At 72.0% G+C, this 22,563-nt stretch carries 16 protein-coding genes; 8 read left to right on the top strand and 8 right to left on the bottom strand.

Annotated features, from left to right (window positions below; genetic code table 11):
• Positions 1-61 precede the first annotated feature (61 nt).
• Positions 62-1,540 carry a serine/threonine-protein kinase gene (locus tag ACLHRZ_RS39475; RefSeq protein ID WP_490423433.1) on the bottom strand — a complete coding sequence of 493 codons (1,479 nt, stop codon included), beginning with the start codon at positions 1,538-1,540 and terminating at the stop codon, positions 62-64.
• Positions 1,541-1,669: 129 nt separating this feature from the next.
• Here ACLHRZ_RS39475 and ACLHRZ_RS39470 point away from each other — a divergent pair, with 129 nt between their 5' ends.
• Positions 1,670-2,527 carry a hypothetical protein gene (locus tag ACLHRZ_RS39470; RefSeq protein WP_490423432.1) on the top strand — a complete coding sequence of 286 codons (858 nt, stop codon included), beginning with the start codon at positions 1,670-1,672 and terminating at the stop codon, positions 2,525-2,527.
• A 74-nt stretch (positions 2,528-2,601) separates the two neighbouring features.
• On the opposite strand, the gene ACLHRZ_RS39465 is transcribed toward ACLHRZ_RS39470, so the two are convergent.
• Positions 2,602-3,201 carry a biotin transporter BioY gene (locus tag ACLHRZ_RS39465; RefSeq protein WP_490423431.1) on the bottom strand — a complete coding sequence of 200 codons (600 nt, stop codon included), beginning with the start codon at positions 3,199-3,201 and terminating at the stop codon, positions 2,602-2,604.
• A gap of 274 nt (positions 3,202-3,475) precedes the next feature.
• Between ACLHRZ_RS39465 and ACLHRZ_RS39460 the strand changes: the two genes are divergently transcribed.
• From ACLHRZ_RS39460 to ACLHRZ_RS39450, 3 genes are all read left to right on the top strand, one after another.
• Complete coding sequence (locus ACLHRZ_RS39460) at positions 3,476-4,870, top strand: amino acid permease (protein WP_490423430.1); 1,395 nt, start codon at positions 3,476-3,478, stop codon at positions 4,868-4,870.
• 198 nt (positions 4,871-5,068) lie between these two features.
• Entirely contained in the window at positions 5,069-6,490 is a 1,422-nt protein-coding gene (locus tag ACLHRZ_RS39455) for an amino acid permease (RefSeq protein ID WP_490423429.1), read from the top strand.
• A gap of 166 nt (positions 6,491-6,656) precedes the next feature.
• The gene (locus ACLHRZ_RS39450) at positions 6,657-7,295 is read left to right on the top strand and encodes a superoxide dismutase (protein ID WP_490423428.1); all 639 of its coding nucleotides are present in this window, start codon (positions 6,657-6,659) and stop codon (positions 7,293-7,295) included.
• Between the two features lie 189 nt (positions 7,296-7,484).
• On the opposite strand, the gene ACLHRZ_RS39445 is transcribed toward ACLHRZ_RS39450, so the two are convergent.
• Positions 7,485-8,111, bottom strand: coding sequence for a hypothetical protein (locus ACLHRZ_RS39445; RefSeq protein WP_490423427.1), 627 nt, complete (start codon positions 8,109-8,111; stop codon positions 7,485-7,487).
• 51 nt (positions 8,112-8,162) lie between these two features.
• Positions 8,163-8,825, bottom strand: coding sequence for a mycothiol-dependent nitroreductase Rv2466c family protein (locus ACLHRZ_RS39440; RefSeq protein ID WP_490423449.1), 663 nt, complete (start codon positions 8,823-8,825; stop codon positions 8,163-8,165).
• 112 nt (positions 8,826-8,937) lie between these two features.
• Here ACLHRZ_RS39440 and pepN (ACLHRZ_RS39435) point away from each other — a divergent pair, with 112 nt between their 5' ends.
• A complete protein-coding gene (gene pepN, locus ACLHRZ_RS39435; protein WP_490423426.1) occupies positions 8,938-11,535 on the top strand; it encodes an aminopeptidase N in 2,598 nt (865 codons plus the stop codon).
• A 183-nt stretch (positions 11,536-11,718) separates the two neighbouring features.
• Positions 11,719-12,741 (top strand): hypothetical protein, encoded by a 1,023-nt coding sequence (locus ACLHRZ_RS39430; RefSeq protein WP_490423425.1) that lies wholly within the window; start codon positions 11,719-11,721, stop codon positions 12,739-12,741.
• Between the two features lies 1 nt (position 12,742).
• Here the strand turns inward: ACLHRZ_RS39430 and ACLHRZ_RS39425 are convergent, their stop codons facing one another.
• The gene (locus tag ACLHRZ_RS39425; protein WP_490423424.1) at positions 12,743-14,530 is read right to left on the bottom strand and encodes a TIGR03767 family metallophosphoesterase; all 1,788 of its coding nucleotides are present in this window, start codon (positions 14,528-14,530) and stop codon (positions 12,743-12,745) included.
• Between the two features lie 417 nt (positions 14,531-14,947).
• On the opposite strand from ACLHRZ_RS39425, the gene ACLHRZ_RS39420 reads away from it, so the two are divergent.
• Both ACLHRZ_RS39420 and pepN (ACLHRZ_RS39415) read left to right on the top strand, forming a co-directional pair.
• Positions 14,948-15,976, top strand: a complete 1,029-nt coding sequence (locus tag ACLHRZ_RS39420) for an aspartate-semialdehyde dehydrogenase (RefSeq protein WP_490423423.1) — start codon at positions 14,948-14,950, stop codon at positions 15,974-15,976.
• Positions 15,977-16,122: 146 nt separating this feature from the next.
• A complete protein-coding gene (pepN, locus tag ACLHRZ_RS39415) occupies positions 16,123-18,690 on the top strand; it encodes an aminopeptidase N (protein WP_490423422.1) in 2,568 nt (855 codons plus the stop codon).
• A 209-nt stretch (positions 18,691-18,899) separates the two neighbouring features.
• Here pepN (ACLHRZ_RS39415) and ACLHRZ_RS39410 read toward each other — a convergent pair whose 3' ends face one another.
• From ACLHRZ_RS39410 to malQ, 3 genes are all read right to left on the bottom strand, one after another.
• Positions 18,900-19,853, bottom strand: a complete 954-nt coding sequence (locus ACLHRZ_RS39410; RefSeq protein ID WP_490423421.1) for an acyl-ACP desaturase — start codon at positions 19,851-19,853, stop codon at positions 18,900-18,902.
• 155 nt (positions 19,854-20,008) lie between these two features.
• A complete protein-coding gene (locus ACLHRZ_RS39405) occupies positions 20,009-20,281 on the bottom strand; it encodes a hypothetical protein (RefSeq protein WP_490423420.1) in 273 nt (90 codons plus the stop codon).
• Between the two features lie 56 nt (positions 20,282-20,337).
• Positions 20,338-22,422: a 4-alpha-glucanotransferase gene (gene malQ, locus ACLHRZ_RS39400; RefSeq protein ID WP_490423419.1), complete on the bottom strand. Its 2,085-nt coding sequence runs from the start codon at positions 22,420-22,422 to the stop codon at positions 20,338-20,340.
• Positions 22,423-22,563 lie beyond the last annotated feature (141 nt).

Raw genomic sequence — 22,563 nt, 5'->3', positions numbered from 1 at the left:
GGCCGGGCCCGCACCCCTCAATCGGGGTGCGGGCCCGGCCCGTTCGCGTCGTCACCCCCGGTCACTCCGTCCGGAACGACGCCTTCACGCGCGCGTAGACGTCGAGTGCGGCCTTCTCCGCGGAGTCCTGGTACCAGACGTTCACCTGGTACGTCCGGCCTCCCTTCTCGAAGCCGAGCTGCCGCCCGTACCACGGCGTGCCGGCCTGCGGGATGGTGTACTCCCAGATCACCGCGGAGTTGCCGCGGAACGTCGTGGGCGCCAGGCGGATCTTGCGGTAGCCGGAGATGCCGTGGAAGGTCTGCTCGTCGCGCTGCCAGTGGGTCACCACGTCCTCCGTCGTGGGGGCCTGGCTCCCGGAGATCTCCACCGTGCCGTCCTTCGCGGCGTAGCTGATGTCGCTCGGACTCTTCTGCGTGCGGTTCCAGTCGGAGGGCGGGGCCCAGCTGAAGCCGTCCTCGGTGCGGCGGACGTCCGACGGCGACGGGGAACTCTTGGCTCCGCTTCCGTCCGGCGCGCCCTGGAGGGCCAGGAGCACCGCGCCGACCACGACCGAGACGGCCACCACGGCGGTCGCCGCGAGGAGGGCGGCCCTGCGGTACGGGCGCGGGCGGGACGGGCGTTCGTCCTGCGCGGGCGCCGGCTCCGGCTCCGGTTCCGCTTCCGGTGCGAGCAGCAGCAGCGGCGGGGCGGTGACCGCGGTCGGCGGGTGCGGGACGGGCTCCGGGGGCGGCGGGGCGCCGACGGCCTCCAGGGTCTCCTCCACACCGCCGAGTCCGGGCCGGCCGCCCGGGTCCTTGAGCAGCAGCCCGGCCAGCAACTCCCGCAGCGGGCCCGCCTCCTGCGGGATCTCCGGCTCCTCGTAGAGCACGGCGTGCAGCGTGGCCAGCGTCGTCGCCCGGGCGAAGGGGGACTGGCCAGCGACCGCCGCGCAGAGGGTCGCACCGAGCGACCACAGGTCCGACGGCGGGCCCTGCTCGCGGCCCTCGATGCGCTCGGGCGCCATGTAGTCGGGGGAGCCGACGAGGGTGCCGGCCATGGTCAGCGCCGCCGCGTCCTGCACGGCCGCGATGCCGAAGTCGGTGAGGACGACCCGGCCGCGCGCGGTGATCAGGACGTTCCCGGGCTTGATGTCCCGGTGCAGCACCCCGACCGCGTGCACCTCGCGCAGGGCGCGGACCAGGCCGAGGCCGATCCGGGCGGCCTCGCGGGCGTCCACCGGGCCGTCGCGGCGCAGCACTTGCTCCAGGGAACGGCCTTCGACCAGTTCCATCACGATCCACAGCCGGTCGTCCTCCTCGGCCACGTCGTAGACACGGACGACGTTGGGGTGGTCGATGCGGGCCGTGGCTCGCGCCTCGCGCCGGCTGCGCTCGCGCTGGACCGCGCTCCCCTCCCCCATGAGGCCGTCGATGCGGATCTCCTTGGCCGCCACGCTCCGGTCGAGCATCTCGTCCGTGGCGCGCCACACCCGCCCCATCCCGCCGCGCCCGATCAATTCCAGCAGCCGGTAACGCCCCACCACGAGACGCCCCTGCATCTCACCACTCGAAATTCCCACCAGGCCCGCCCCCATTACGGAATTGTTTTTCCGCACCCCTCGGACTTCGGAATCTTGTGGTACCTATTCAAATGCCTTCGCAGGAGACGAAGACAGGGGGGAGCCAAAATGTTCCTAAGCAATCGGTGGCGGTGGTCCGCGACGGCCGCTGCCGTACCGGTGGTCCTGCTGTGGCCGGCGGGCGCGTTCGCCGCCGACCCGACACCGGGCAGCAGCCAGGGCGGGAGCCCGGGGCCCAGCGCACCCGCCGGATACCGGGTCGGTACGGAGCTGCCGCAGCGGATAACGGTGAACAGGCAGTCGGGGAACACCAGTCTGACCGCCACCGTGCGCAATGACGGGGCCGCAGGGACCGGCGGCGTCACCATGGACGTCATCGGTTTCAAGGGGCTCCGCGTGAAGTCCGTGGAGGGCTGTTCCGCGATTCCGTCCGGGGAACTCCCGCCGGATGCGAACAGCGGATTCGCCTGCAGCGTCGGAAAACTGGCGGCGGGCGCGCACCGCACGTATCGCGTGGCCGCGCACTTCGACCTGGCGGACACGGGCCAGATCTGCCTACCCGTGACACTGAGCGGCACCAAGACACTGCTGTGGCAGCAGGGGCCCGTGCATTTCGGGACCACGGACTCGAGCGCCGACGCACCGGACACGCCCCTGCTGCTGGGCACCAAGAACGTGCCGTCCGGGGCGGCCTCTTCGCCGCCCGCCTCACCGTCCGCCTCACCCACCGGGGCGCCGTCCGCCTCGCCGACCGGAGCCCCGTCGACCGCGGGCCCGTACGGCAGTCCGCCCGGCAAGGACGTCGTCCCGTCGCACCCCGCCCCCGCCACGAGCGACGACCCCGGCGAACTCGCCCGCACCGGCGTCCCGTCGGAGCTCCTGGTGGAGGGTGCCGTCGGCGCCGCCCTGCTGGCGGCGGGCGGCACCGGCATCTGGCTCGCCGCGCGCCGGCAGGGCCGCCGCTGAAGGGGGCCAGCGGAAAGGGCCGGGCCCGCACCCCGGTTGCAGGTGCGGGCCCGGCCCGTAGAAGAGAGGAGCGGTCAGCCGCGGCGGTGCAGCAGCTTCCACGCCGTCGGCAGTGCGCCCATCGCCAGGGCGGCCTTCAGGGCGTCGCCGATGAGGAAGGGGGTCAGGCCCGCCGCCACGGCCGCGGACAGCGACATGTGCGTGGCCAGTGCCAGGTAGGGGACACCGACCGCGTAGATGATCGCGGTGCCGAGGGCCATGGTGCCCGCGGTGCGCAGCGCGGAGCGGTCGGCGCCGCGGCGGGCCAGGGCGCCGACGACGGTGGCGGCGAGCAGCATGCCGAGCACGTATCCGAAGGAGGGGAAGGAAGCGCCGGAGCGGGCCTCGGCGAACCACGGCATGCCCGCGATGCCGGCCATCGCGTACAGCGCCATCGACAGGAAGCCGCGCCGGGCGCCGAGGGCCGTGCCGACGAGGAGGGCCGCGAAGGTCTGGCCGGTGACCGGGACCGGGGAGCCGGGGACGGGGACCGCGATCTGCGCGGCCACGCCGGTGAGCGCGGCACCGCCGAGGACGATGGCGGCGTCGCGGACGCGGGCCCGGCCCGCGGTGGAGGCGGGGAGCAGATCGGCGAGGACCGTACCGGTCCGGGGCAGGGTGGCGGCGGTGGCCATCGGTACTCCGCTCAGGGAAGTCGACAAAGAGTGAGGACACCGTGACGTTAGCCGAGCATCCGTTCGGAATACACCGTTCGCCGGTGACAAACCCCGCGCACGCCGCTTGGCGGATTCCATACCCTCACAAACGCACTCGAGGGGCACTCGCGTGCGGCGGCGTGATGCTCGTCACCTGCAACCTTCGGAGCTTGGCGCGAACAGTGCGCTCAGGAGACTGTGTAAGTCCTGGTTAAAACGAGCGAACCCACCTCTGACGAGAGCACGAGCCCCCATGCACGACGCACCGCCGGCCGGCGAGACCCTCGCCGGCGAGAGAGAACCGCTGTCCGCGGGGCTGAAGCAGCGGCATCTGACGATGCTCGGCCTGGGCGGGGTGATCGGCGCCGGACTCTTCGTCGGCTCGGGCGCCGGGATCGCCGTGGCGGGGCCCGGCATCATCGTCTCGTACCTGATAGCCGGTGTCCTCGCGATGCTGGTGATGCGGATGCTCGGCGAGCTGTCCGCCGCCATGCCCTCCTCCGGCGCCTTCTCGGTGCACGCGGAGCGGGCGCTGGGCCGCTGGGCCGGGTTCACGGTGGGCTGGCTCTACTGGTTCCTGCTGGTGATCGTGCTGGCCGTGGAGGCCACGGCCGCCGCGCAGATCGCGCACGGCTGGGTGCCGGCGGTGCCCCAGTGGGGCTGGGTGCTGCTCTTCATGACCGTCTTCACCGGCGCCAACCTGGCCGCGGTGAAGAACTTCGGCGAGTTCGAGTTCTGGTTCGCCGCCCTGAAGGTCGGCGCGATCGTGCTCTTCCTCGCGCTCAGCCTGCTGGCGATCTTCGGCCTGCTGCCGGACACCCACGCCGTGGGCATGGCGAACCTGACCGGCCAGGGCGGCTTCCTGCCCAACGGCTGGAGCGGGGTGATCTCCGGCGTGCTGACCGTGGTCTTCGCCTTCGGCGGGCTGGAGGTCCTCACGATCGCCGCCGCCGAGTCCGACGACCCGGCGCGCGCGGTGGGCCGAGCGGTGCGCAGCGCGGTCTGGCGCATCCTCTTCTTCTACGTCGGCTCGATGCTCGTCATCGTGACGCTCCTGCCCTGGAACTCGCAGAAGCCGGGGCAGAGCCCGTACGTGGCCGTGCTGGACCACATCGGGGTGCCGGGGGCCGGGCAGATCATGAACATCGTGGTGTTCGTGGCGCTGCTCTCCGCGCTCAACGCCAACCTCTACGGCTCGTCCCGGATGGTCTTCTCGCTGGCCGAGCGCGGCGAGGCGCCGCGGGGGCTGCTGAAGGTCTCGGAGGGCGGGGTGCCGCGGCGCGCGGTGTTCGCCTCGGTCGCGTTCGGCTTCGTCTCCGTCGTCCTGAACCTCGAGTGGCCGGATTCGATCTTCCACTATCTGCTCAACGCGGTGGGCTCCGTCCTGCTCTTCGTCTGGGGCCTGATCGCGGTCTCCCAGCTGCGGCTGCGGCCGCGCATCGAGCGCGAGATGCCCGAGCGGCTGTCGCTGCGCATGTGGTGCTTCCCCTATCTGACCTGGGCGGCGCTGGCCGGCATGGCCGCGGTGCTGGTGCTGATGCTCACGGACGACGACGCGCGGCCGCAGCTGCTGTGGTCGGCGGCGGCGACGGGTGCGGTGCTGGTGGTCTCCTGGCTGCGGGAGCTCCGGCTGCGCCGGGCCGGATGACGGTCACCGGTTTTACGGCTGTAAAGCATCGCTTCTGGCGATACGTCGGCTACGCGCGGTAATTCCTGCGTCTGAATATCGGACAGCCGTGTGACAAGTGTTGTCCTGAGCGAACATGGCCACCACACTGAGGCCACTTTTCAGCTGCTGACCGATCCTGGACGGTTCAGCTCTCATCTCACGGGGACAGACACGAACATGACCGGTATACCCGCGGCCTCCGCCTCGGCAGGGACCACCGACCAGCCACCGGGCACGGACAGCGGCCTGTCGAACGGGCTGAAGCAGCGTCACCTGTCGATGATCGCCCTCGGCGGCGTGATCGGCGCCGGGCTCTTCGTCGGCTCCGGCGCCGGCATCGCCGCCGCGGGCCCGGGCATCGTGGTCGCCTATGCCGTCTCCGGGCTGCTGGTGATGCTCGTGATGCGGATGCTGGGCGAGATGGCGGCGGCCAACCCGGCCTCGGGCACCTTCTCCGTGCACGCCGAGCGCGCCATCGGCCCCTGGGCCGGCTTCACCGCGGGGTGGATGTTCTGGGTGGAGCTGTGCGTGGGCATCGCCGTCGAGGCGATCGGCGCGGCGGCCATCATGGTGCGGTGGTTCCCGGCCACCCACTCCTGGATGTGGGTGCTGCTCTTCATGGCCCTCTTCTGCGGGACGAACCTGGCGGCCGTCGGCAACTTCGGCGAGTTCGAGTTCTGGTTCGCCACGCTGAAGGTCGGCGCCATCGGCATCTTCCTGGTGCTGGGCGTCCTGGCCATCATGGGCCTGCTGCCGGGCACCTCGGCCCCGGGCGCCTCCAACCTCACCGGCCAGGGCGGCTTCCTGCCCAACGGGACCAACGGCCTGGAGGCGGGCCTGCTGGCCTCGGTCTTCGCCTACGGCGGCCTGGAGACGGTGACCATCGCCGCGGCCGAGTCCGAGCACCCGGTCAAGGGCGTCTCCAAGGCGGTCCGCACGGCGATGTGGCGCATCGCGCTGTTCTACGTCGGCTCGATGCTCGTCGTCGTCACCCTGATCCCCTGGACCGAGAAGTCCCTGGGCACCGACGGCCCCTACGTCGCGGTCCTGAAGCACCTGGACATCCCGGCCGCCGGGGAGATCATGAACGTGGTCGTCCTGATCGCGCTGCTCTCCGCGATGAACGCCAACATCTACGGCGCCTCCCGGATGTCCCACTCGCTGGTGGTGCGCGGCGAGGGCCCGCGCTTCCTCGCCAAGGTCAGCGGCGGGGTGCCGCGGCGGACCGTGCTGGCCTCCTCCGCCTTCGGCTTCTTCGCCGTGCTGCTGAGCTACTGGTGGCCGGACACCGTCTTCAAGTGGCTGCTCTACATGACGGGCGCGGCCGTGCTGGCGGTGTGGGCCTTCATCGCCGCCACCCAGCTGCGGATGCGCCGGAAGCTGGAGCGCGAGACGCCCGAGAAGCTCGTGGTGCGCATGTGGGCCTTCCCCGCGCTGTCCTGGGTGACGCTGTTCGGGATCCTGGGCGTGCTCGGCCTGATGCTGCGGGAGAACGACACCCGCGTCCAGCTGTACGCCACGGCCGGCCTGGTCGCGGTGCTCGCGGTCGTCGGATACCTGCGCCAGCGCGTACTGGCCGGCCGGGCGCAGCACGGCTGACACCCCGGCACATCCCTTTCCCCGAGGCGGGGTAGGTCCTGATCTTCAGGACCTACCCCGCCTCCGTCTTTGGACCGAAGCCGCCCCCCGTCGCCGCTTGAACCGGGCAGCTACTGATAGCTTCTACCTGCAAGCCAATTGCAATAAAGCCGTCGGAGGGCTCGGCATGGCCATCTACACACTTCCCGAACTTCCTTACGATTACGCGGCTCTGCAGCCGGTCATCGACGCGAAGATCATTGAGCTGCACCACGACAAGCACCACGCGGCGTACGTCAAGGGCGCGAACGACACCCTCGAGCAGCTCGCCGAGGCCCGTGACAAGGACCAGTGGGGCGCGATCAACGGCCTGGAGAAGAACCTGGCCTTCCACCTCTCCGGCCACATCCTGCACAGCATCTACTGGCAGAACATGACCGGCGACGGCGGCGGCGAGCCGCTGGACAAGGACGGCGTGGGCGAGCTCGCCGACGCCATCGCGGCGTCCTTCGGCTCCTTCGCCAAGTTCAAGGCCCAGCTGACCAAGGCCTCCGCCACCACGCAGGGCTCGGGCTGGGGCGTCCTCGCCTACGAGCCGATCAGCGGCCGCCTGATCGTCGAGCAGGTCTACGACCACCAGGGCAACGTGGGCCAGGGCTCGGTGCCGATCCTGGTCTTCGACGCCTGGGAGCACGCCTTCTACCTGCAGTACAAGAACCAGAAGGTGGACTTCATCGAGGCCATGTGGCAGGTCGTCAACTGGCAGGACGTGGCGAAGCGTTACGCGTCCGCGAAGGAGCGGGGCAACCTCCTGCTGGTCCCGTAAGGGCAGGCACACCGGCGTCCTGCTCGTGATCGTCTTCTCACCCTTCACGCGGCAGGCGGACCGAGAGGCCCCGTGCGAGCACATCGCACGGGGCCTCTCCCGTTCGGCAGCGCCCCGAAGGGGCGCGGGGAACTGCGCGAACAGCCACGACGCACCCGCAGATGATGTACCGGACTTCCGGCGGAGCCCTCAGGCGTGGCCGAAGGCCTCGCCGGATACCGTGAACTCCCGTGCCAGCCCCGTCTCGTGCAGCCGGGCGAACGGGGTGAACGGGACCCCGCACTCCGAGCCGCCGCGGTCGAAGTTCCACGCCTTCTCCACGGCGACGCGGTAGTCGATGGCCACCGTGTCGTCCGCGGCCACCCGCACCGTCCCCGTCAGCCGGAACTCCACGCCGCGCAGCGCGAGCCACCAGTCGGCGTGCGCCCGCCAGGTGATCAGCGCGTCGCGCCAGCCGCTGTCCGCGGGGTACGCGGCCACCCCGCCCGGTCCGGCGCGCCAGCGCTCCAGCGCCTCCGCGCGCCAGCGCGCCAGCTGGATGTCCACGGCCGCCCGCACGGCCGGCAGGGCCAGCAGCGCCTCGGCGTCCACCCGGCAGGGGGACCCCGTACCGCGCAGGTAGTGCCGCATCATGCCCGCCGCGCGCCGCAGCCCCAGCAGCGACCACAGCGGCGGCAGGGCCCGGCACACGGCCAGGGTCAGGAAGTCGTACGGGCGTACGGGCAGCTCCGCGTAGCCGGCGTTGTCGCACGGCGGCTCCGCCTCGGCCCAGCCGCCGCGACGGCCGAGCGGCCGGGAGAGGTCGGTCTGGCCCATATCGGGACAGTAAGGGACGTCGTGCCCGGCCGCGACCCGTCGGAGAGCGGCTCAGTCGAAGCGCGGCCCCTCCGTCCGCGTCCGCTTGAGCTCGTAGAAGCCCGGGGTCCCGGCCACCAGCAGGGTGCCGTCCCAGAGTCTCGCCGCCGCCTCGCCCTTGGGTGCGGGGGTGACGACGGGGCCGAAGAAGGCCACCTCGGCCCCGTCCGCCCCGGGCACCGAGATGATCGGGGTGCCGACCTCCTGGCCGACCTTCTCGATGCCCTCCTTGTGCGAGATCCGCAGGGCGTCGTCGTAGGCGTCGCTGTTCCCGGCCTCCGCCAGGCGCGCCGGGAGGCCCGCGTCCGCGAGGGCGCCGAGGATCGCCTCGGGGGTGCGGCCCTCGCCGCGGTTGTGGATGCGGGTGCCGAGCGCGGTGTAGAGGCGGCCGAGCGCCTCGTTGCCGAACTCCTGCTCGACGGCGATGCACACCCGCACCGGGGCCCAGGCCCGGCCGCCGGGGCGCATCGCGTCGCGGTACTCCTCCGGCATCTCGTCCAGCCGGTCCTCGTTGAGCACGGCCAGGCTCATCACGTGCCAGCGCACCTCCACGGGCCGCACCTTCTCGACCTCGAGCATCCAGCGCGAGGTCATCCAGGCCCAGGGGCAGGCGGGGTCGAACCAGAAGCCGACGGCGGTCTTCCCGGTGCTCGTCACATCTGTGGTCACGCGGATCTCCTCGAAAGAGCAGGACAGTCGGCGTTTCAACAAAGACGCCCCATGCCATGATTCCTGGTGTTCGACATACGAGACGAAGCGTTTGTGACGAAGACGAGGGAGCCGCGTCGTGCCCGGCGAGAACCTGACCCGCGAGGAGGCCCGCGAGCGGGCCCGGCTGCTGACCGTTGACGGCTACGACGTCGCGCTCGACCTGCGGTCCGCGGTGGGTCCGGACGGCGGGCCGCGCACCTTCCGCTCGGTGACCACGATCCGCTTCCGCTGCGCCGAGCCCGGCGCCGCCGCCTTCGCCGACCTGCTGGCGCCGTCCGTGACCGCGGTCACCCTCAACGGGCGCGAGCTGGACGCGAAGGCGGTCTTCGACGGCTCGCGCATCGCCCTGGAGGGGCTCGCCGCCGAGAACGAGCTGGTCGTGGACGCACAGTGCGCCTACAGCCGCACCGGCGAGGGCCTGCACCGCTTCGTCGACCCCGAGGACGGCGAGGTCTACCTCTACACCCAGTACGAACCGGCCGACGCCCGGCGGGTCTTCGCCAACTTCGAACAGCCCGACCTGAAGGCCCCGTTCACCTTCGCGGTGACCGCCCCGGCCGGCTGGACCGTGCTGAGCAACGGCGCGCAGGACGGCGGGCCGCAGGCCGTCGACGGCGATTCCGCCTCCGCCACCCGGCACTTCGTGCCCACGCAGCCGATCTCCACCTACATCACGGCCGTCGTCGCGGGCCCGTACCACATGGTCCACGACCACTACCGCCGCACGCTGCCCGACGGCAGCGTGCTGGAGATCCCGCTCGGCGCGCTCTGCCGCAAGGGCCTCGCCAAGCACTTCGACGCGGACGACATCTTCACCGTCACCAAGCAGGGCCTGGACTTCTTCCACGAGCACTTCGACTACCCGTACCCGTTCGGCAAGTACGACCAGGCGTTCGTGCCCGAGTACAACATCGGCGCCATGGAGAACCCGGGCTGCGTGACCTTCCGCGAGGAGTTCGTCTTCCGCGGCAAGGTGACGCGCTCCGCGTACGAGCGCCGGGCCAACGTGATCCTGCACGAGATGGCCCACATGTGGTTCGGCGACCTGGTCACCATGGAGTGGTGGGACGACCTGTGGCTCAAGGAGTCCTTCGCCGACTTCATGGGCTCCTTCTCGCAGGTCGAGGCCACCCGCTTCGACAGCGCCTGGATCACCTTCGCCAACCAGCGCAAGGCCTGGGCCTACCGCGCCGACCAGCTGCCCTCCACGCACCCCGTCACGGCCGACATCCACGACCTGGAGGACGCCAAGCTCAACTTCGACGGCATCACGTACGCCAAGGGCGCGTCGGTGCTGAAGCAGCTGGTGGCCTACGTGGGGCGCGACGCCTTCCTGGAGGGCGCGCGGCGCTACTTCAAGCGCCACGCGTACGGCAACACGCGCCTGACGGACCTGCTGAACGTGCTGGAGGAGACCTCCGGCCGCGACATGGCCGCGTGGTCCCGCTCCTGGCTGCAGACGGCCGGGGTCAACTCGCTCACCCCGCTGGCCACTTACGACGCCGAGGGCCGCATCACGGAGCTGGCCGTCCTGCAGGAGGCCGCCGCCTCGCACCCCGAACTCCGGCCGCACCGCGTGGCCGTGGGCCTGTACCGGCGCCGCGCCGAGGACGGGGCGCTCGTGCGGTACGCGCGGGCCGAGACCGACGTCACCGGCCCGCGGACCGTGGTGGCCGAACTGGCCGGTGCCGAGCGGCCGGAGCTGATCCTCGTCAACGACGAGGACCTCACCTACTGCAAGATCCGCTTCGACGAGGGCTCGCTCGCCACCCTGCGCGGCCGGCTCGGCGACATCGCCGACCCGCTGGCCCGGGCGCTGTGCTGGTCCGCGCTGTGGAACCTCACGCGCGACGGGCTGATGCCCGCGCGCGACTTCCTGGACCTGGTGCAGCGGTTCGCCGGGGCCGAGAGCGACATCGGCGTGCTGCAGATGCTGCACGCCTGGGCGAACTCCGCCCTCGTCCACTACGCGGCGCCCGCGTGGCGCTCCGAGGGCGGCCGGCAGCTCGCCGGGAGCGCCCTGCGCGAACTCCGGCTCGCCGAGCCCGGCAGCGGCCACCAGCTGGCGTGGGCACGGTTCTTCGCCCAGGTCGCGGAGACCAAGGAGGACCTGCAGCTGCTGCACGGCCTGCTGGACGGCGGCGCCCGGGTCGACGGCCTGGACGTGGACCAGGAGCTGCGCTGGACGTTCCTCGCGGCACTGGCCGCGTGCGGCGAGGCGGACGAGGCGGCGCTCGCCGCCGAACTGGAGCGGGACAACACCGCGTCCGGCAAGCGGCACCAGGTCCGCTGCCTGGCGTCGCGCCCCTCGGCCGCGGTCAAGGCCGAGGCGTGGTCGGCGGTCGTCGACTCGGACGCCCTGTCGAACGCCCTCGCCGAAGCCACGATCACCGGCTTCGGCCGGCCCGACCGGCGGGAGTTGCTGGCGCCGTTCGCGCCGCGCTACTTCGAGGTGATCGAGCGGGTGTGGCGGGAGCGGTCGATCGAGATCGCGATGGCGGTGGTCAAGGGGTTGTTCCCGATGCTGCAGGACACATCGGAAACGGTGGAGACGGCCGATGCGTGGCTGGCGCAGCACGAGGGCGCTGCGCCGGCGCTGAGGCGGCTCGTCGTGGAGGCCCGGGACGACCTGGCTCGGGCACTGCGTGCCCAGGCGTGCGACGCCGGGAGGTAGCGCGGGGCGCCCCGTGAGGGGCGCGGGGAACTGCACGACCGGCCACGGACCCCGCAGCCACAAGACCGGGGCAACACCCCCTCGACACCCGAACACCCGTACTTTAGCCCGGTGTTGTCCCGAATTGTCGACGGGCCCGTAACAGGAGTCATGACCCCCCGCCCCCGCGGGAATGGGCGGATCATGAACCCGAACACCCCCCTTTCCCCCCGCCCCCTCTACCACCTCTCCGACGTCCGGCACCGCGTCCTGACATCCCGTCAGCTCCGCGAGCACGGCATGTCGGGATCCGAGCTCTCCGAGCGCTGCCGCCCCGGCGGCCCCTGGCAGCAGCTGCTGCCAGGGGTCTATCTGCTCCACCCCGGCCCCGCCACCAGCGAGGAGCGGCTGCACGGCGCGCTGATGTACACGATCCCGCGCACATACGTACCGGCCCAGCAGGGCCCCTCGGGCCCGTACGGCGAATCGATGATCACCGGGCTGGCCGCCCTCGCGCTGTACCGGTTCACCTCCGCTCCCCCGCTGCTCGCCCTCGACCGGATCGACGTGCTGGTGCCGCGCACGCGCCGGCTGCGCCCGGCCGGGTTCGTCCGGCTCCTGCGGACGCACACCGTGCCGCGGGCCCGGACGGTGACGGGTCTGCCCGTCGCCCCGGTCGCCCGCGCCCTGGCCGACGCGGTGGCTCAACTGACGGACGCCGCGGCCGTGCGCCGGCTGCTGACGGAGGCGGTGCGCAGCGGGCACTGCGAGGCGACGGCGGTCGTCCGCGAGCTCGCCCGGGCCCAGTTGCTGGGCCGGCCGTACATCGTGGAGGCCGTCGACGCGCTGCTCGCCGAGGGACGGGCGCTCGCGGAGGGCCTGATGTACGGCATGGTGCGCGACCACGCGCTGCCCGCACCGCTGTGGAACGTCGAACTCCGGATGCCCGGAGGCCCGTTGCTCGGCGCCGTGGACGCCTACTGGCCGGACCACGCCGTGGCGGCCGACATCGACATGCGGGGCGCCCACCGGGAGGACGACGGCCCGTTCCGGTCCGAACAGTCCCGCAAGCGCGAGCACTTGGAGCGCCTCGGCATCACCGTCGTGCGGCTCACCCCGAAGCGGCTGCGCGAAGCGGCCGAGGAGCAGGCCGCGGTCGTCCGCACCGCCCTGGTGGCGTCGGCCGACCGCGAGCCCGCGCCCTACGTCGTCGTGCTGCCGAGGTGAGTCAGCGCCGGGACAGGAGCAGTTCGGTGTTGCGGTCGGCGGGCGCGCCGTCGAGCGTGGTGTCCCGGCCCGGGGCGTTGAAGGCCAGCTCCCGGTAGAGGGAGGCCAGTCCGGTCTGCGAGAGGTCGTGGAAGTCGGTGCGGTAGGGCGCGTCCGACTCGATCAGGGTGGTGAAGAGGGAGATCGTGCCGTCGCGGTTGTCGGTGATCTCGATGATCCGGGCGAGCTGGGGATAGTCGACGTGCGAGGCGGTCGCGATCTCCCAGAACGTGCCGCGGGGCCGGATGCGGTTGCGGTGGCTGTGGCCGTTGATCCAGGCCAGGACGTTGGAGTGGCGCTGCAGGAGCGCGATGATCTCGTCGCCGCCGTGGCGCTTGTCGCCGGGGCGGCCGGGGTCGGGCACCGGGTTGTCCATGCTCCAGCTGGGGTGGTGGCTGAAGACCAGCGCGTACTCGTCGTGGTGCCGCCGCAGGGTGCGGTCGAGCCAGTCGAGCTGTTCGCTGCCGAGGGAGCCCTGGTAGTGGCCGCCGGGGTCGGTGGAGTCGAGGCTGATGCCGAGGACGCGGTCGGAGACGCGGAAGGTGTAGTAGAGGTTCCCGGAGTCGAGGTTGTCGAGGCTGTAGCCGTGGCCGGCGGGGCCCCGGCCGGTGTGCTGCGGGTCCAGGTGGGCCTGGATGTACTGACGCGGGGTGAGCGGCACCCGGCGCGGGTCGGCGGTGACCGTGCGCATCTCCTTGGCGTGGGACTTCAGCAGCGCCTCGATGCGCTTGCCCTTGGGGTCGGCGCCCTTGCCCTCGCCCTCCATGAGCCGCTTCGCCTCGGCGGCGGGGATGGTCTGGAGCTTGCGGCTGCCGACGGCCACGTCGGCGATGAAGGAGCCGGCCGCGGGGTAGCAGCCGCCGGAGAGCAGGTCGTGATTGCCGAAGGTGGAGTACCAGGGGATGTTGAGGCCGGGGCTCACGACGCGCCGCACGGCCGCGTCGAGATAGCCGGGGATCCTCGGGTAGCCGAGCGCCTTGTCCTGGTCGCGCAGGGCGCTGTCCGGGTGCCAGTAGAGCTTGAGGTTGCTGTTCTGGACGCCTTCGTAGTGCTGCGGGTCGCCGGTGTTGGGGTTGATGCGGCCGCCGCTGAGGGCGGTGAGGAACCACTCGACCTCGATCGCGGCGTTCTCGTCGCCGTTGTCGCCGGTGGTGACGACGAAGCCGAACGGGGTGCCGGTCGCCGGACCCCGGCGCACCTTGTTGACGCGCTCGACGAGAGCCACGACGCCGGGCAGCGTCAGCGCCTCGTGCGGGCGCCAGCCGCCGGGCCCGCCGGCGCGGAAGAACTCGTAGCGCAACGGATGCTGAACGTCCGTCAGATGCAGGTCGGTGAACTGCACGAAGGAGGCGAGCGTGCGGCGCCGGTCCTCGCGGCCGCGCTGTGCGTCCGCCAGGTCGGCGCGGACCACCCGGGGCCAGCCGGGCCCGTCGCCGAGGCGGCGGTAGCCGCCGGTGCCCCGGGGCGTGGCGACGGAGACGAGGGTGGTGCCCGCGCCCGAGGGGGCCGCGGCGAGCGCGGGCTCGCTCCCGTCCGTCCCGTCGGGCCCGCCGGCCCGGGCGGTGGCGGACGCGGAGGCTTCGGCGGAGGCGCCGGGGGTGGGGTCCGTGGAGGGGGCCGCCGCGGCCTGCCGGCGGTCGGCACCGAGGGCCAGACCGAAGCCCGTGACGGTGGTGACGGCGCCCGCGGCGGCCAGAAACGTACGGCGGTCGACATGCGTGGCTGCGGTCCTGCGTGATCTTGCGGGCATGGCGTCTCCCCGGGTGCGAACGCGAAGGCTTGCGGTCACGTACGGTCGGTCGGGCGGGCTGCAGGTCCGGTCAGTCGGGAGCCTTGACAGCGCGGATGACCTGGGCGTGAACAGGACCGCAACGCCCGCCGCCGGTCATCGCACATCGATCTTGGCTAGTGCGAACTGACATACAGCACTCGTCCCCTGGCGGGCTGACGCTCATTCAGCGTTCACCCGCCGGGGAAGCCCGGGTCCGGTCACGAGGGTGGCCGATTAGTCCGCTTGTCCCACAAGCAGTGGAGTGTACGAATCCGGACCCCGCCCGCACCGCCCCCGGCGGACGTCCGTTCCTTGGACAACGGATTGGACTTTTGGCCAGTGGTGCCCCCCATGATGGGTACCGTCCACCAGTGACATGAAGTAGAGGAGCCCCTCGTGAGGATCGGAATCGTCGGAGCCACCGGTCAGGTCGGCGCGGTCATGCGCAAGATCCTTGCCGAGCGGAAATTCCCGGTCAGCGAGCTGCGCCTGTTCGCCTCCGCCCGGTCTGCGGGCTCCACCCTGCCCTGGCAGGGGACGGAGATCACCGTCGAGGACGCGGCCACGGCCGACTGGTCGGGCCTCGACATCGTGCTCTTCTCCGCCGGCGGCGCCACCTCCCGCGCCCTCGCCGAGAAGGTCGCCTCCCAGGGCGCCGTCGTGATCGACAACTCGTCCGCCTGGCGCCGCGACCCGGACGTGCCGCTGGTCGTCTCCGAGGTCAACCCGCACGCCATCGCGCAGCGGCCCAAGGGGATCATCGCCAACCCGAACTGCACCACCATGGCCGCCATGCCGGTGCTCAGGCCGCTGCACGAGGAGGCGGGGCTCACCGCCCTGATCGCCACCACGTACCAGGCGGTCTCCGGCTCCGGCCTGGCCGGCGTCGCCGAGCTGGACGGGCAGGTCCGCAAGGTCGCCGACCGGGCGACCGGGCTGACGCACGACGGCGGGGCCGTCGAGTTCCCCGAGCCCGGCGTCTACAAGCGGCCCATCGCCTTCAACGTGCTGCCCCTGGCCGGCGCGATCGTCGACGACGGCAGCTTCGAGACCGACGAGGAGCAGAAGCTCCGCAACGAGTCCCGCAAGATCCTGGAGATCCCGGACCTCAAGGTCTCCGGCACCTGCGTCCGCGTCCCGGTCTTCTCCGGGCACTCGCTCCAGGTCAACGCCCGCTTCGCGCGTCCGATCAGCGTCGAGCGCGCCTACGAGCTGCTGAAGGACGCCCCGGGCGTCGAGCTGTCCGAGATCCCGACCCCGCTCCAGGCGGCCGGCAAGGACGCCTCGTACGTCGGCCGCATCCGCGTGGACGAGACCGTCGAGCACGGCCTGGCGCTCTTCCTGTCCAACGACAACCTGCGCAAGGGCGCGGCGCTCAACGCCGTCCAGATCGCCGAGCTCGTCGCCGCGGAGCTGCGCGGCTGACGAGGGCGGAAGACAACCGACGGCGGAGGGCCGGGCACCCGCAACGGGTGCCCGGCCCTCCGCTGTCGGCGTACGCCCCGCCACGGACAGCGACGGCGTGGAAGGATGGCCGAAAGTCGCGATACGGATGTTAAGGAGATGCACTGGTGCCCGGAACGAATCTCACCCGTGAAGAGGCGCAGCAGCGGGCCCGGCTGCTCACCGTGGACGCGTACGAGATCGACCTCGACCTCTCCGGCGCGCAGGACGGGGGCACGTACCGGTCCGTGACGACCGTGCGCTTCGACGCCGCCGAGGCCGGCGAGTCGTTCATCGACCTGGTCGCTCCGGCCGTGCACGAGGTGGTGCTCAACGGCACTGCGCTGGACGCCGCCGAGGTGTTCGAGGACAGCCGGATCGCGCTGCCGGGCCTGGCCGCCGGGCGCAACGAGCTGAAGGTCGTGGCCGACTGCGCGTACACCAACACCGGTGAGGGCCTGCACCGGTTCGTCGACCCGGTCGACAACCAGGCTTACCTGTACACCCAGTTCGAGGTGCCGGATGCGCGCCGCGTGTTCGCCTCCTTCGAGCAGCCGGACCTGAAGGCCACGTTCCGGTTCACGGTCAAGGCCCCCGAGGGCTGGACCGTCATCTCCAACTCGCCCACCCCGGAGCGTCCTTCCGACAACGTCTGGCGCTTCGAGCCGACGCCGCGGATCTCCACCTACATCACCGCGCTCATCGCCGGCCCGTACCACGCGGTGCACAGCACGTACGAGAACGCGGCGACCGGGCAGAGCGTCCCGCTGGGCATCTACTGCCGTCCGTCGCTCGCCGAGTTCCTCGACGCGGACGAGATCTTCGACGTCACCCGGCAGGGCTTCGACTGGTTCCAGGAGAAGTTCGACTACGCGTACCCCTTCGCCAAGTACGACCAGCTCTTCGTGCCGGAGTTCAACGCGGGCGCGATGGAGAACGCGGGCGCGGTCACCATTCGCGACCAGTACGTCTTCCGCTCGAAGGTGACGGACGCCGCGTACGAGGTGCGTGCGGAGACGATCCTGCACGAGCTGGCGCACATGTGGTTCGGCGACCTGGTCACCATGGAGTGGTGGAACGACCTGTGGCTGAACGAGTCGTTCGCCACCTACACCTCCATCGCCTGCCAGGCCTACGCACCGGGCAGCAAGTGGCCGCACTCCTGGACCACGTTCGCCAACTCCATGAAGACCTGGGCGTACCGGCAGGACCAGCTGCCCTCCACGCACCCGATCATGGCGGAGATCAGCGATCTGGACGACGTGCTGGTCAATTTTGACGGCATCACCTACGCCAAGGGCGCCTCCGTCCTGAAGCAGCTGGTCGCCTACGTCGGCATGGACGAGTTCTTCCGCGGCGTGCAGGCGTACTTCAAGGAGCACGCGTACGGCAACACCCGCCTGAGCGACCTGCTGGGCGCCCTGGAGAAGACCTCCGGCCGCGACCTGAAGACCTGGTCGAAGAAGTGGCTGCAGACGGCCGGCATCAACATCCTGCGGCCGGAGATCGCCACCGACGGCAGCGGCGTCATCACCTCCTTCGCGGTCAAGCAGGAGGCTCCCGCACTGCCCGCCGGTGCCAAGGGCGAGCCGACGCTGCGGCCGCACCGCATCGCGATCGGCCTGTACGAGCACGAGGACGGCAAGCTCGTCCGCAAGGAGCGCATCGAGCTCGACGTCGACGGCGAACTGACCGAGGTCCCGCAGCTCGCGGGCCGGCAGCGCCCCGCCGTCGTCCTGCTCAACGACGACGACCTCTCCTACGCCAAGGTCCGCCTCGACGCGGAGTCCCTGGCCACCGTCACCGCGCACCTCGGCGACTTCACCGAGTCCCTCCCCCGCGCCCTGTGCTGGGCCTCCGCCTGGGACATGACCCGCGACGGCGAGCTCGCCACCCGCGACTACCTGGCCCTCGTCCTCTCCGGCATCGCCAAGGAGTCGGACATCGGCGTCGTGCAGTCGCTGCAGCGCCAGGTCAAGCTCGCCCTCGACCTGTACGCCGCCCCCGACTGGCGGGAGACGGGCCTGGCGAGGTGGAGCGAGGCCGCCCTGGAGCACCTGCGCGCCGCCGCCCCCGGCAGCGACCACCAGCTCGCCTGGGCACGGGCGTTCGCCGCGACGGCCCGCACGGACGGGCAACTCGCCCTGCTGGCCGGTCTGCTCGACGGCGGCGAGACGATCGACGGCCTGGCCGTCGACACCGAGCTGCGCTGGGACCTGCTCGGTCGCCTCGTCGCCACGGGCCGCGCCGACGAGAAGGCGATCGACGCGGAGCTGGAGCGGGACAGGACGAGCGCGGGCGAGCAGCACGCCGCGTGGGCGCGTGCCGCGCGCCCGACGGCCGAGGCGAAGGCCGAGGCATGGGCCCTGGTCGTCGAGTCCGGCAAGCTGCCGAACGCGGTGCAGGAGTCGGTGATCGGCGGCTTCCAACAGGCGGACCAGCGTGAGCTGATCGCGCCGTACACGGAGCGGTACTTCACTGTCGTGAAGCAGCTGTGGGACGAGCGCAGCCACGAGATCGCGCAGCAGATCGCGATCGGGCTGTACCCGGCGCTGCAGGTGTCGCAGGCGACGCTGGAGGCGACGGACGCGTGGCTGGCGTCGGCGGAGCCGAACGCCGCGTTGCGGCGCCTGGTCACGGAGTCCCGTGCGGGGATCGAGCGCGCGCTGAAGGCGCAGGCGGCGGACGCCGCCTAAGCGGGACCCCGCGCCCCGCAAGGGGCGCGGGGAACTGCGCGACCAGCCACCGACAACCCGCAGCCGACGAACCGGGGGCGCCCCGTCAGGGGCGCGGGGAACTGCGCGAGCAACCACGGACGGCCCGCAAGCCGAAGGCCCGGGGGCGCGCCCCGCAAGGGGCGCGGGGAACTGCGCGACCAACCACAGCCGGGCCCGCACCCGAGCGGTCAGCCCCGGTTGGCCTCGCGGCGAGCGAGGAGCGCTGCTCGCCGCTCGTCGAAGCGAGTGGCCTGACGGTCCAAGTCGGCCATGAACGCGCCCAGTTCCTCCTGGGCCTGCAGACCCTCCGGGCCGAGCCCGGAGATCTCCAGCACCTTCAGGAAGCGCAGCACCGGCTGCAGCACGTCGTCGTGGTGGATGCGCAGGTTGTAGATCCCGCCGATCGCCATCTGCGCAGCGGCCCGTTCGAAGCCGGGAATGCCGTGCCCCGGCATCCGGAAGCCGGTCACCACGTCGCGCACCGCGCACATCGTCAGGTCGGGCGCCAGCTCGAACGCCCTGCCCAGCAGGTTGCGGTAGAAGACCATGTGCAGGTTCTCGTCCGTCGCGATGCGGGCGAGCATCCGGTCGCACACGTCGTCGCCGGAGTGGTGGCCGGTGTTGCGGTGCGAGATGCGGGTGGCCAGCTCCTGGAAGGCCACGTAGGCGACCGAGTGCAGCATGCTGTGCCGGTTGTCGGACTCGAAGCCCTCGCTCATGTGCGCCATGCGGAACCGCTCCAGCGCGACCGGGTCGACGGCGCGCGAGGTGAGCAGGTAGTCGCGCATGACGATGCCGTGCCGGCCCTCCTCGGCCGTCCAGCGGTGCACCCAGGTGCCCCAGGCGCCGTCCCGGCCGAAGAGCGTGGCGATCTCGTGGTGGTAGCTGGGGAGGTTGTCCTCGGTCAGCAGGTTGACCACGAGCGCGGTCCGCGCGATGCCGGAGACCTTGGACTGCTCGGGGGCCCAGGCCTCGCCGCCCATGACGCCGTCGAAGTCACGGCCCTCGCTCCAGGGCACGTACTCGTGCGGCATCCACTCCCTGGCCGCCTTCAGGTGGCGGTTCAGCTCGGTCTCGACGGCTTCCTCGAGCGCGTACAGCAGCCGGCTGTCGGTCCACACGCGGGAAGGGGTGATGGTCACAGACGACTCCTGGGGACGTGCTCACTTACGGCCCCGTAGGTTACGACACCGTAGGTTAAGCGCGGCATAAAGTCCCCGGAGACCCCGCAGAATGCACGATGGCCCCGGTTCCGCGTCGTTCGCGGAACCGGGGCCGTCGCAGAAGGCCGTGTGCGCTAGCGCGAGGCCTTCGCGTAGTGCGTGTCGTGAGTGTGGACGTTGTCGCTCTTGCGGGACAGGACCATGACCAGACCTGCGATCACGAGGAAGAGGACGATGGGGGCCGCGACGAAGAGGCCGATCGTCTGGATCGCGCTCAGGCCCGGACCCGGGTCGTCGCCGTCGTCGCGGGTGAGCGCGAACGCGGGGGACGACATCAGCAGCATCAGCATCGTGCCGGCAGTGATGGCTCCGGCGCGCACGGCGTTCTTGTTGACCTTATTGCTCACGGGCTCAAAGTATCGGACACCGGCGAGCCTCGCGCGTCCGGGGTGGCCTATGGGCCTTACACCCGCTCCGACCTGCGGATCTCGGCCATCAGCGCGTGCAGCCGGGGGGAGGCCGCCAGCCCCTCCAGCGACACCGGGCGCCCGGCGGCGTCGGCGACGGGCAGCCGCCAGTTCGGGTACTGGTCCCAGGTGCCGGGCAGGTTCTGCGGGCGGCGGTCGCCGACCGCGTCCGGCAGCCAGACGCCCACCAGTTGCGCGGGGGTGCGCAGCAGGAAGCGGTGGACGGCCTTGACGGCCGCCTCCTCGTCGCCCGGGCCCTCGGGCAGCAGGCCCAGCCGGGCGAACAGGGCCAGCCACTCCGCCGTCTCCGCCGCGGCCTCCCGCTGTTCGGCCGCGAGCGGCCGGGTGAGCAGGCCGAGCCGGTGCCGCAGGGTCACGTCGCCGCCGGTGAGCCGGGCGGCGGTGCTCGGCAGGTCGTGCGTGGTGGCGGTGGCCAGGCAGCCGGAGCGCCAGCGCCCGGGCTCCAGCGGCTCGGCGCGCGGGGAGCCGTCCCCCCAGTCCCGCTCGAACCACAGCACCGAGGTGCCCAGCACGCCCCGCTCCGCCAGGGCCTCGCGCACCCCGGGCTCGACCGTGCCCAGGTCCTCGCCGACCACGACCGCGCCCGCGCGGTGCGCCTCCAGCGCCAGGACGCCGAGCATCGCCTCCGCGTCGTAGCGCACGTACGTCCCCTGCGCGGGCTCGCGGCCCTGCGGCACCCACCACAGCCGGAACAGGCCCATCACGTGGTCGATGCGCAGCGCCCCCGCGTGCCGCAGCAGGGCGCGCAGCAGTTCGCGGTAGGGGGCGTGGCCGGTGGCGCGCAGGGCGTCGGGGCGCCAGGGCGGCAGGCCCCAGTCCTGGCCGCGGGGGCTGAAGGCGTCGGGGGGCGCGCCGACGGACATGCCGGGGGCGAAGGCGTCCTGCTGGGCCCAGGCGTCGGCGCCCGAGGGGTGCACGCCGACGGCCAGGTCGTGGACGAGGCCGATGCGCATCCCCGACTCGCGTGCGGAGCGCTGGGCGGCGGCGAGCTGGCAGTCGGTGAGCCAGGCGAGCCGGCAGTGGAATTCGATGCGGTCGAGGAGTTCGCCGCGGGCGCGGGCGGTGGCGGCCGAGCGCGGGTCCTGCAGGGCCGCGGGCCAGGAGTGCCAGTCGGGGCCGTGCACCTCGGCGAGCGCGCACCACGTGGCGTGGTCCTCCAGGGCGTGGCCGCGGTCGGCGAGGAAGTCGCAGTAGGCGGCGCGGCGTCCGGGGCCCAGGGGCACGGTGTGCAGCAGCTCCAGCGCGCGGCGCTTGACGTCCCAGACGGCGTCGCGGTCGATGAGTTCGCCCTGCTGCAGGACGGCGTCGCGCAACGCGGCGGCCTCCGCGGCCAGTTGGCCGGCGCGGTCGCGGTCGGGGCCGGCGAGGAAGGCGAATTCGGGGATCTCCTCGATGCGCAGGTGGACGGGGTCGGGAAAGCGACGCGAGGAGGGGCGGTAGGGCGAGGGGTCCGTGGGGATGCCTGCACGGCCGGGGACGGCCGCGTGCAGCGGGTTGACCTGGACGAAGTCCGCACCGAACGTGCGGCCCGACCAGGCGGCGAGCTCGGCCAGGTCGCCGAGGTCGCCCATGCCCCAGGAGCGGGCGGAGAGCAGGGAGTAGAGCTGGACCAGGAAGCCGTGCCCGCGCTCCGGGGGCGCGGGCAGCCGGTGCGGGGCGACGATCAGGTGGGCGCTCGCGGAGCGGCCGTCGGCGGTGCGGGCGTGCAGCGCATGGACGCCGAGCGGGGGTCCGAGGTCGGGCTCGCCGCCCGGGGAGCCGTCGCACTCCAGCGTCCGGCCGTCCTCGGTCACGACGCGCAGCGCACCGCCCGCGGGGATCCGGGCCGGCGACAGCCGGGCCCCCTCGCGCAGCACGACCGTGGGCGGCAGCAGCCGCTGCTGCGCGTCCTGTTCGTGCTCCGCCAGGGCCGCGCGGACCGCGCGCGGGGTGGAGGCGTCGACGCCGAGCGCGGCGAGGACCGCGACGACGGTGTCCTCGGGCACCTCGACGGTGCGGCCGGACGAGGGGCTGTAGGAGGTGGCGACACCGTGCAGCTGGGCGAGGCGCGCTCGGCTCATGCAGACCTCCGGGGTCCGGTACCGCTGTGGATCACATTACGGTCTCCGGTGTCGATTTGACGGCTCTTTGGTGGACTTCCCCGCCTTCTTCACCTCCGACGCACCGGTCATTACCGGCAGTTCGGTCACCTGCGTTGACAC

This window comes from Streptomyces sp. AM25, assembly GCF_058146165.1.
The sequence above is the reverse complement of the archived record's forward strand: the minus strand, read 5'-3'. Positions and strand labels throughout refer to the sequence as shown.